An 11412-nucleotide genomic window follows, 5' to 3' on the forward strand; every position below is an offset into this window, starting at 1 on the left:
CCTTTTTCTATTCAAATTAGTTTTCTGATTCAGCTTGTTTTTTACGTTTATTGGCTTTTTCACGTTCACCTTTATTTAGAATTTGTTTTCTTAAACGAATGGTTTCTGGAGTAATTTCGCAATACTCATCGTCTGACAAGAATTCTAATGACTCTTCAAGAGATAATTTCTTAGGAGTCTTGATGACTGAAGTTTGGTCTTTCGTAGCTGAACGAATATTTGTTTGTTGTTTTGCTTTCGTAATGTTAACCGCTAAGTCGTTTTCACGAGAGTGTTCCCCAACAATCATTCCTTCGTAAATTTCAGTACCTGGTTCAGTGAAAATCACACCACGTTCTTCAACACCCATAATTCCGTAAGTTGTTGCTTTACCTGTATCTGTTGAAACAAGTGCTCCATTACGACGTCCGCCGATACTTGTTGGAATGTACGGTAAGTATTGATCGAATGTGTGGTTCATAATTCCGTAACCACGTGTCATTGATAAGAATTCAGTTGTATATCCTAATAATCCACGTGCTGGAACTAAGAAGACGATACGAACTTGTCCGTTATCATTATGTTGCATATCTTGCATTTCACCTTTACGGTTACTTAATGATTCGATGATTGAACCCATGTATTCTTCAGGAGTATCGATTTGTACGCGTTCAAATGGTTCACATTTCACACCATCGATTTCTTTAATAATTACTTCCGGACGAGATACTTGTAATTCATATCCCTCACGGCGCATGTTTTCGATTAAGATTGATAAGTGTAATTCTCCACGACCTGATACAATCCATGCATCTGGTGAATCAGTTGGTTCTACCTTTAGTGATACGTCTGTGTGTAATTCACGCATTAAACGTTCTTCAATCTTACGTGCGGTTACAAATTTCCCTTCTCGACCCGCAAATGGTGAGTTGTTTGTCAAGAATGTCATTTGTAATGTTGGTTCGTCAATGTGTAATACTGGTAAGCTTTCATGTGAATCTACTGGAGTTACTGTTTCTCCGACGAAAATATCTTCCATACCAGATACAGCGATTAAGTCCCCTGCTTTTGCTTCATTGATTTCTAAACGATTTAACCCGAAGAACCCAAATAATTTAGTAACACGGAAGTTTTTCTTTGTTCCGTCTAATTTTAATAACGTTACTTGGTCCCCAACTTTAATTGTTCCACGGAATACACGACCGATACCGATACGTCCAACGTAGTCATTATAGTCTAATAAGGATACTTGGAATTGTAATGGTTCATCTGAGTTGTCCACTGGAGCTGGAATATGTTCGATAATCGTATCGAATAAGTAATCCATTGTTTTTTCTTGGTCAGCTGGGTTGTCAGATAAACTTGAAGTTCCGTTTAATGCTGAAGCATAAACCACTGGGAATTCTAATTGATCATCATCTGCTCCTAATTCGATGAATAATTCTAATACTTCATCAACTACTTCTTCTGGACGAGCAGCGTCACGGTCGATCTTGTTTACAACAACGATTGGTGTTAAATGTTGTTCTAATGCTTTTTTCAATACGAAACGTGTTTGAGGCATTGTACCTTCATACGCATCCACTACAAGAACTACACCGTCTACCATTTTCATGATACGTTCTACTTCGCCACCGAAGTCTGCGTGCCCTGGTGTATCCATAATATTGATACGAGTTCCTTTATATTGAACGGCTGTATTTTTCGCTAAAATAGTAATACCACGTTCGCGTTCGATATCGTTTGAGTCCATCGCACGTTCTGATAATTCTGTACGTGCATCTAATGTATCTGATTGTTTTAATAATTCATCCACAAGTGTTGTTTTCCCGTGGTCAACGTGGGCGATAATAGCAATATTGCGAATATCATTTCTTAATTTCATGTATTTCCTCCATTGATTGACAAAATGAAAGTGATGGAATCTGAACGCTAAAAGAGCCCTTCCATCACCTTAACTTCTTCTCTTAACTTAAAAAGTATACTACAAAAACGCTATAAACTCAAAAGATAAAACACAATGGACATCCCTAACTTACATTTGTTAAGATGAGATGCCCATAATATTTTTAGTTATTTTGCTTCAAACCAGTTGTCCCCTACATTGCTATCTGCTCGTAGTGGAACTTTTAAGCTCACGGCATTTTCCATGACTTCTTCTACTAAACTTTGAAGACTTTCTAATTCATCTTGTGGCACTTCGAAAATCAACTCATCGTGCACTTGTAATAATAAATTCGCTTTAAATTTTCGTTCTCTCATTTCGCGGTCCAATTCAATCATCGCCATTTTCAAGATATCTGCAGCACTTCCTTGAATTGGTGAGTTCATCGCTGTACGTTCTGCGAATGAACGTAAATTAAAGTTACTTGAATGAATATCTGGCAGGTAGCGACGACGGTGGAATAAGGTTTCCACATAATCTTTCTCACGCGCTTCTTTCACAATAGATTCCATGAAGTCTTTTACCCCTTGGAACTCTTCCAAGTAACGGTCGATAAATTCTTTGGCTCTCTTACGGGAAATATTCAAGTTTTGCGACAATCCATAATCACTAATTCCATACACGATTCCAAAGTTTACGGCTTTGGCTTGGCGACGCATTTCACTGGTCACATCGTCTGGATTTGAAATGCCAAATACACGCATTGCCGTATTAGTATGGATGTCTACATTATTCTTGAAGGCTTCTATCATATGTTTATCGCCAGCAATATGCGCCAAAACACGTAATTCAATTTGCGAATAGTCACTTGAGAGAATCTTCCAATCGTCATGTTCTGGTAAGAACGCGTAGCGGATACGACGACCTTCTTTTGTACGAATCGGAATATTTTGTAAGTTTGGATCCACTGAGCTAAGACGACCTGTTTGTGTTAAGTTTTGGATGAATCGTGTATGAATTTTACCATCTTCTTGAATATACGCTTGTAGACCTTCTACATATGTTGAATTTAATTTGGCTAATTGACGATATTCTAAAATTAATTCTACGATTGGAGCTTGGTGTGCCAATTTTTCCAAAACATCTACCGCTGTTGAATAGCCCGTCTTCGTCTTCTTGATGACTGGTAAGCCCATCTTTTCAAATAAGATAACGCCTAGTTGTTTGGTCGAATTGATATTAAACTCTTCACCAGCTAGCTCGTAAATTTCTTGCTCAATCTCTTTAAGACGCTCTTCAAATTCAACGCCCATCTCAACCAAACGCTTTCTATCGACACGAATTCCTTGAATTTCCATGCGTGCTAAAATATCACTCAACGGTAATTCCATTTCCCAATAGAGATGTGTTTGTTCATTTTCTTCGAGTCGTTTCAATAGTTTTTCAGGGGCCTTAGCAATCGTGTAGACTTTTGCTGCTAAATGCTGATTCCAAACCTCTTTATCTTCAGGAATTTGGATTTTAACGCCTTTTCCGTAGACTGCTTCTTCACTGGAAAGAATCGTCACATCGACACGACGGGCCACATCACTAATTTCTTTCACGATATCATTTGTATCCACTAGATATGCTAGAAGGGACACATCATATTTGGCACCTTTTAAGTCGAGGCCGAAGCGGTGAGCAAGTACTTTTGCAGCTTTTGTATCAAATAAACGTTTCTCAACAGACGCATCCGAAAGCCATTTCTTAAAGACTTCTGAAGCAACTGCCGTATCTAAATCGGTCACAAAGACATTCTTTTCATTTCCGAAGGCAACAGCAATCACTTCTGCCACATGATAATTCGCTTCAAGAGTCTCAAAATGCACACTTGTTGTACCTTTAAGCATGTCATCAGAAATTTGCGCCACACGTTTGACGGTTGGACGCTCTGCTTTAGGTGCTTCTTCTACAGTCGCACCGCCTGAATTTAATAGGTCTGATTGGAAAGAATTGAAGTTCATTTCCTTATAGAACGACATCAATGCATCCACATCTTGTTCCTTGCGAAGTGTATCTTCCAATGTAATTTCGATTGGCGAATCTACATTAATGCGCGCTAGTTTCTTACTTAAAAAAGCCAACTCTTTATCATTGATTAAGTTTTCTTTCAACTTACTCTTTTTCATTTCATCGACATGTTCATAAATGCCTTCTACACTTCCAAATTCTTGAAGAAGCTTCACGGCTGTCTTTTCACCGACTTTTGTAACTCCAGGATAGTTGTCGGAAGAGTCTCCCATTAATCCCTTCATGTCGATAATTTGTTCAGGTTTTAATCCATATTTTTCGAAAATCACTTCAGGAGTATATTCGACCAGTTCAGTTACTCCCTTTGTCGTTATTTTCACAGTGATATTATTGTCTGCAAGCTGAATTAAGTCTTTATCTCCTGAAAGAACCACGACTTCATATCCTGCTTCTTCCCCTTTTCTTGCAAGAGTGCCGATTATATCATCCGCTTCATATTGATTTAATCGATAATGAGGAATTCCCCATGCATCTAAAAGCACATTAAAATAAGGCATCTGTTCAATAAATTCCCCTGGAGTTTTCGAACGTCCTCCTTTATAATCTGCATACATTTCTGTACGGAAAGTTGTCTTTCCAGCATCCCATGCTACAAGTACATGTGTAGGTTTTTCAGAGTCTAAAATGGACTTAAACATACGGTGAAATGAATAGAGTGCGTTTGTATGTAAGCCGTTGGAATTTTTAAAACGATTTAAATCTAAAATTGAGAAAAATGCGCGGAATGCTAAGCTACTTCCGTCTACAAGTAATAATTTTTGTTTTGCCATAATATGCCTCCTAATAAGTCATTACCAGTGTAACAAATAAACAAACTTGTGAACACTAAAAAGAGCTTTTTGATGATAACCGTAAATAGAGTTGAAAGGTGAATCCCGTTATGAACCCTTTAGTTTTAAATATTCACCGTGATAAACAAAAAAACAGTAAATCATATGATCTACTGTTTTTGGTAAGAATATATTTCATCTGAAACTGTTTATAATGTTTTTTCTAAAACGACAGCTTTTCCATGTTCGTTCTCTCTTTCAATTCCAGTTTCTGTAAAACCACATTTTTCCCAAAATCTTTTACTTTGAGGATTTCCTTTCATATAAGCAAGCCTTACTTTAGTAAATCCTTCTTCTCTAAAGGCTGTTAAAACCTCATTAATAATAAGGCTTCCTTTTCATTGTCCCGACTCTTTACAATCCATCATAAAAAGTCCAATATAGATAGTTTCTTTTATCGGAAAAGATACAATGAAATCCATAATAGCAACTAATCTATTTTCCTTAAAAAAGCCTATGTAAATTTTATCATCTATGTTTTTACCTTCTGGAAGAGCTTTTAAATCATTTAATAAAGATTGTTTACTAGGTTTTGGCGGACAATAATTAAAATACAATTGATTGCCATTTTCTAAATCCAAAATAAGAGGTACATCATTCCTCCCCATCCTTCTAATGTTGTAAACTGTAGATAATTTACTTAAATCCATCTTAATACCTCCTGAAATCCTCTTCTATTTAAATTTTATTCTTTTTATAAATATCAAATCTCTTTAATAAAAATAGACATTCATACTTTTCTACTGATTGTTTATAAAAAAAGCCTGACTTTCGCCAAGCTTTTTGGTTCATTTAGTTTTGTGTTGGAGAAGTATTCGATAATAGTTTCTCATATGCAAATTCATATTTTTGTACATCTCCTGCTCCCATAAAGACAATCACAGCATCTTTATAGGATAGAAGTGGAGATACATTTTCAAGTGGTAATACTTTCGCTCCACCTTTTACTAATTTTGCTAAATCTTCAATAGAAACATCACCGGCTTCTTCACGAACAGATGCAAATATTTCACATAGGTAAACGTGGTCTGCTAGAGATAATACTGAAGCAAACTCCTCTAAAAGCGCGATTGTTCTCGTAAAAGTATGAGGTTGGAAGACAGCTACTACTTCTTTATCAGGATACTTTTGTCGAGCCGCATCTAATGTAGCACGAATCTCAGATGGATGGTGTGCATAGTCATCAATAATAGTTACACCATTAATAACTTTTTCAGAAAAGCGACGTTTTACGCCACTAAATGTTCGAAACTGCTGAGCTAGTTCATTTGGATCTAATTGATTTAAATAGTAGAAAGCGATAATTGCAAGTGCATTTAAGATGTTATGGTCTCCGTATGTAGGGATGTAAAAATGACCATATAATTCACCGTGAATATAAGCATCAAAATAACTTCCTGCTTTCTCTTTGCGGATGTTTTTAGCAATTACATCATTATGTTCACCAACACCATAATAGGTTACAGGAACAATAGCCTCTAGTGTACGAAGTCTTTCATCATCACCACAAGCAATAATTCCTTTTTTCACTTGTTTACCAAAGGCTTCAAAGGCACTTTGTACATCATCGATATCCGTATAATAATCTGGGTGGTCAAAATCGATATTCGTCATAATAGCGTAATCTGGTCGATAAGCCATAAAATGACGTTTATATTCACAAGCTTCTAATACAAAGTGTTCTGAACTTTCAACTCCTTTACCAGTTCCATCTCCAATAAGATAACTTGTTGGTTCCATTCCACTTAATACGTGGGCTAACAAACCTGTTGTGCTCGTTTTTCCGTGAGAACCTGTAATCGCAACACTCTTATAATTTTTCAACAATTCGCCTAAAAATTTATGGTATCGAATGACTTCTATTCCTTTTTCGCGAGCGGCAACTAATTCTTCGTGGCTATCTGGAAATGCATTACCTGCAATCACAATTTGTCCTTCTTTAATATTAGAGGCACTAAAAGGTAGTAAAGGAATCCCCGCTTCTTCAAGTCCTCTTTGTGTGAAGAAATACTCTTCTAAATCAGAGCCTTGCACTTTATATCCTTCACCATGCAGAACTAACGCTAGTGCGCTCATTCCGGAGCCTTTAATTCCTGTAAAATGATAAATCTTGCTTTTATCCATTCTATCTCCTCACTTTTCTACTACTATTTTTTGGGATGACCATAAGGTAAATGGCGTCCCTGCTGTTCTTGTTCCATAATCATCGATAATGATTTTTTCATCGCTCGTCTTTGTTTTCCCGTTAGTGGTTTTTCCGGCGCTTTTCGTCTTTCAACTTTTGTCTCCGGTAACCCTTCTAATAAGGACTCTTGCACAACTTCAACATCAGATTCTTGTTTGCGTTTAAAGGCTGGAACATAGCCCTTTGTTGCGAAAACTTGGCTTTGTACCGGCTTCTCATGAGAGGTACCATTGTACTCCTTCAAGCGTTTCTCAATGGTATCTTCTTGTTCCTCAACAGACACCAATAAGGATTCTTCCTTTTCGAATAAAATCAAGTCCGTGCTATTTGGTAATAACTCTCTTTCTAATTCACGATAAGAAACTTTTGGTGTCTCTCCTTGTTCTAAACCTCTTGTACTTGAAGGTACCGTACTTGGTTTAAAAGGTTTGCGTTGATTCGTATTCAAATAAGAAGTCCAATCCACACGCGGTTTATATTTTTGATGACCTTCCGTCGCTTTTTCCTTAAATGAACGAAATTGCGCTGGTAATTGATGCTCCTCTTTTTCATTCGATTGAAAAAGTGCTGCATCAGGTCTCTTATCAAATGGTAAGGATTCATGTGGAGTCTCATCTTTTCTAGTTGCATCAACTCGCGTCATTTCTTCGACGACTTGATCTTCAAAAGTTTGACCTTGCTTCAAGTAGTTTGGAAAAGTAGACTTTTCACGTCTTGATTGCAAAGAAGCGAATGAATCGTTTTTCTCGTTAAATGGTTCATTCATGACTCCGTATCCTCCTTTATTGTAAGTTTAATGATTTAAATGGCGTTCCTACTGGAGTCGCATCATCTAAAACTAAGATTCCTTTTTTCGCTGGTGCATTTTCTAATCCTAATTCACGTGCTGAGCAAAGCATTCCGTGACTAGCCACTCCGCGTAATTCTCCAGCCCAAATGATGGCACCGCTTGGCATTACTGTACCAGGTTTTGCAACGACTACTTTTTGACCTGCTTTTACGTTAGGTGCTCCGCAGACGATTTGTAACACTTCAGAGTCACTTACTCGTGTCATTGTTACATGTAGGTGGTCTGAATCTTCATGATCTACGCAACTTTCAACGTATCCAACTACAAGTGCATCTTCCGGCGTTAAAACTAAAGTTGAAACATCAAACCCAGCTTTTTCAATCAATCCTTTTACAACTTCTTGTTGCTCAGGAGTTAAGATTTGTTGTCCATCTTCTTCAAATGAAATCACTTCAGAAATCTTTTCAATATTATAGCCTAGAACTTCTTTTGACTCACGAACAAAGACTTGAGTCACATTTCCTTTTTTCTCATATTCGACGTCGTAACGGCTTGCTGTTCCGCTTGTTAATAATAACGTATCGCCGATTCCCTTTTTATTATAAAAACTTAACCACATATATTGTACCTCTTTAATCTTAATTTGTTCTTCCGTCTAAAATGGTGTTTACTGTGCTACGGTCTAATGCACGGATTGTTTGGATGACCATTTCACGTGCTGCTTCGTAGTCTTTAATTGAGAACATTGTTTGGTGTGTATGAATATAACGAGCACATACACCGATAACCGCACTTGGAACCCCTTGATTCATTAAATGTGCTTTACCAGCATCTGTTCCACCTTGTGAAACAAAGTATTGGAACGGAATGTTATGTGTTAATGCTGTGTCTTCTAAAAATTCTTTCATACGGGGAAGAGTCACCATCCCTGGGTCTAAAATACGTAATAAGAATCCTTGGTCTAAATGTCCAAAAGTTTCTTTTGAACCATTAATATCATCTGCTGCTGAGCAGTCTACCGCAAAGAATAAATCAGGATTGAACTTTGTCACACTTGGACCAGTTCCACGTAATCCGACTTCTTCTTGCACGTTTGCTCCAGCGATTAATGTGTTTGGTAAAGTTTCATCTTTAACAGCTTTCAACGCTTCAAGAACTACTGTACATCCATATCGATTATCCCACGATTTAGAAATCATGCGTTTCTTATTCGCAGTCCAAATGGTTTCTACATCTGGAACAATTGTATCTCCAGGACGGCAGCCATATTCAAGGGCTTCTTCGCGTGAAGTGAATCCAGCGTCAAATAAAATATCAGTTACTTTCACAGCTGCTTGTTGACCACCAGCTGCGCGTAATAGATGTGGTGGGATTGAAGAAGAAATAATTGGGTAGTCACCTTTACGAGTTAATAAAGTAAAACGTTGCGCTGAAACTACATATGGATTCCATCCCCCTAAAGGACTTACTTTGAACATTCCGTTTGGAGTGATATTTGTTACCATGAAACCAACTTCGTCCATGTGTGCAGCAATCATAATGCGTGGTGCATCTTCTTCCTTGCTATCACGAACCCCAAAAATACCGCCTAGACCATCTTGTTCAATGCGGTCTACTAAAGGTGTTAATTCATTTCTCATGAATTCGCGAATACGGCCTTCGTGTCCACTAGTTCCTTTCATTTGTGTTAACGTTTTGATTAATTGTTCTGTTTTGGCTTCCATTGTATCCTCTTCTTTCCTACCTCTATAAAATATCTTATAAACGCGCCAAAAGCTGGAGGTCCTCCAGCTTTCTTTGATTATCCAATTTTGTATAAATCAATAACGGCTCCTGTTTTTGCATCTGCATAAAATTCGTATTGGACAAGTTCATCATCTTCCTTACGAGTAACTCCGCCATAATAAACTTCCCCATAAAATTCTGGACTATCCACGAATACAGGTTCCATCTCAATCCAAGAGCCTTCGATAGTACCTACTACTTGAAATAATTTGCGTACATTTTGAACAATAACATCTCCATTGACATTTCTACGTTCAAACCATTTGGAAGTGGCCCATGCACCGATAACGGCCCCCGCTGCTAGTAAAAAACTTGCACCTTTGAAACTATTTTTTGACCCCATACGAATCAGGCTCCTTTATATGTTATTTAGGTTGTTTAAAAACTATTCTCTCTTGTGGGAAAATCACTTCCACACGATAAATTGGATGACCTTTTGCTGAAAATTTCTCTTCGTATTCTGTCATCACATTTCCTGGAAATTCCACTTGATGTAGGTCTAACCATACTTGTTTTAACACAAGTCCAAATTGTGAGAATGACGCTAAGCTGTATTCAAACAATCCGCGGTTATCTGTCTTAAAGTGTAATTCTCCAAATGGTGGTAATACTTTTTCATATCCGCCTAAGAAACTTTCATGAGTCAAGCGACGTTTCGCATGTCGCTTCTTTGGCCAAGGATCTGAAAAGTTCAAGTAAATTTGGTCTACTTCTCCGTCTTCGAAGTAGTCTGTTACTTGTCCACCGTTCACATGTAATAATTGTAAGTTTGGAACATCTGCTGCAAGAGCTTTTTCAAGTGCGACTACTAGGACGCTTTCTTGAATTTCGATTCCAATATAGTTAATGTTTGGGTTTTGACGAGCCATTCCGCTCACGAATTGGCCTTTCCCAGAACCAATCTCAATATGGATTGGGTTGTTATTGCCAAAACGCTCATGCCATCTTCCCTTCCATTGCGCTGGATCTTGGATGACCATTTCTGGGTGAGCCGCTAAAGCATCTTTTGCCCAAGGTTTATTTCTTAATCTCACAGTCTAACTCCTGTCTAAGATTCTCTTGGTTTTCCGATACGATTATTGTAAATCGACTTCACCAAAAGAATTTTCTCATTCATTTCAAGGTATCGTCCCTCAAAGTGTGTTTTCTTAATATAATTCAAGCAATTCATTAAAGCATACCATTCAATTCGCTGATAAATATTTGTAGAAAGCTGTAATCCATACATATCGAGCCATTCTCCCCATTGATGCACAGGGATATATTGCGTTAGTATCATTGTCAAATCAGAAACTGGATCAGCAAGCCGCACCATTTCCCAGTCTACAAGATAGAGCTTCTCGTCTTCAGATAACATGAAATTACGACGATCAAGATCTCCATGGCAAACTGTCTTCCCAACTTCACTTACCAGTGGAATAGTTTCAATCAAATAATTCAATACTTCGTTTAAAAAACGATGTGTTTGTAATCCCGATTGTAAATTATTCAAATATTCATCAATAAATTTCTGTGTGCTATATTCTTCACCTTGAATTTGCTGTAACATTTGTAAAAGATTTGGGGACTGATGGATTTGTTGTAACAGCTCGATGACTTCGATGGACCCCATTTCTTCCTTAGTAAGGGATCTACCAGTTAACCATTCTTGAGCCGTAATGACATCCCCATTACCCGCACGTTTGGTCCATATTAACTTAGGAGTGATACCTTCACCCGATAACACCGCTAAAAATGGTGAGGCGTTCCTTTTTAGAAACACGCGTTCATGGTCTTTTACTCCCATATATGCTTGACCGGTGTCTCCACCAATTGGATGAAGATCCCATCCTGAGTCCATGTTATATTCCATTTATTCCATCCCTAACGACAAATTCTATTGATT

General features: G+C 37.6%; 11 protein-coding genes. All 11 read right to left on the bottom strand.

The features are described from left to right. Positions 1-16 precede the first annotated feature (16 nt). Positions 17-1864: a translational GTPase TypA gene (gene typA, locus ADH99_RS03990; RefSeq protein ID WP_005606625.1), complete on the bottom strand. Its 1848-nt coding sequence runs from the start codon at positions 1862-1864 to the stop codon at positions 17-19. A gap of 188 nt (positions 1865-2052) precedes the next feature. Then, a complete protein-coding gene (gene polA, locus ADH99_RS03995; RefSeq protein ID WP_049555150.1) occupies positions 2053-4707 on the bottom strand; it encodes a DNA polymerase I in 2655 nt (884 codons plus the stop codon). Between the two features lie 209 nt (positions 4708-4916). After that, complete coding sequence (locus ADH99_RS10715; protein WP_414651664.1) at positions 4917-5093, bottom strand: GNAT family N-acetyltransferase; 177 nt, start codon at positions 5091-5093, stop codon at positions 4917-4919. 12 nt (positions 5094-5105) lie between these two features. After that, positions 5106-5417 carry a hypothetical protein gene (locus ADH99_RS10560; RefSeq protein ID WP_198408235.1) on the bottom strand — a complete coding sequence of 104 codons (312 nt, stop codon included), beginning with the start codon at positions 5415-5417 and terminating at the stop codon, positions 5106-5108. 142 nt (positions 5418-5559) lie between these two features. Next, positions 5560-6891 carry a UDP-N-acetylmuramate--L-alanine ligase gene (murC, locus tag ADH99_RS04005; protein ID WP_049555151.1) on the bottom strand — a complete coding sequence of 444 codons (1332 nt, stop codon included), beginning with the start codon at positions 6889-6891 and terminating at the stop codon, positions 5560-5562. A gap of 23 nt (positions 6892-6914) precedes the next feature. Further along, positions 6915-7718: a hypothetical protein gene (locus ADH99_RS04010; RefSeq protein WP_049555152.1), complete on the bottom strand. Its 804-nt coding sequence runs from the start codon at positions 7716-7718 to the stop codon at positions 6915-6917. A 16-nt stretch (positions 7719-7734) separates the two neighbouring features. Then, complete coding sequence (ytpR, locus tag ADH99_RS04015) at positions 7735-8361, bottom strand: YtpR family tRNA-binding protein (RefSeq protein ID WP_049555153.1); 627 nt, start codon at positions 8359-8361, stop codon at positions 7735-7737. 19 nt (positions 8362-8380) lie between these two features. Beyond that, a complete protein-coding gene (gene pepA, locus ADH99_RS04020; protein ID WP_049555154.1) occupies positions 8381-9466 on the bottom strand; it encodes a glutamyl aminopeptidase in 1086 nt (361 codons plus the stop codon). Between the two features lie 77 nt (positions 9467-9543). Then, positions 9544-9870 carry a PepSY domain-containing protein gene (locus ADH99_RS04025; RefSeq protein WP_005606638.1) on the bottom strand — a complete coding sequence of 109 codons (327 nt, stop codon included), beginning with the start codon at positions 9868-9870 and terminating at the stop codon, positions 9544-9546. A 22-nt stretch (positions 9871-9892) separates the two neighbouring features. After that, positions 9893-10561 (bottom strand): tRNA (guanosine(46)-N7)-methyltransferase TrmB, encoded by a 669-nt coding sequence (trmB, locus tag ADH99_RS04030; RefSeq protein ID WP_049555155.1) that lies wholly within the window; start codon positions 10559-10561, stop codon positions 9893-9895. A 14-nt stretch (positions 10562-10575) separates the two neighbouring features. Next, entirely contained in the window at positions 10576-11379 is an 804-nt protein-coding gene (locus ADH99_RS04035) for a phosphotransferase family protein (protein WP_005606642.1), read from the bottom strand. Between the last annotated feature and the right edge of the window lie 33 nt (positions 11380-11412).

This window comes from Granulicatella sp. 572.rep1_STHE (assembly GCF_001073445.1).
GTDB lineage: Bacteria > Bacillota > Bacilli > Lactobacillales > Aerococcaceae > Granulicatella > Granulicatella adiacens.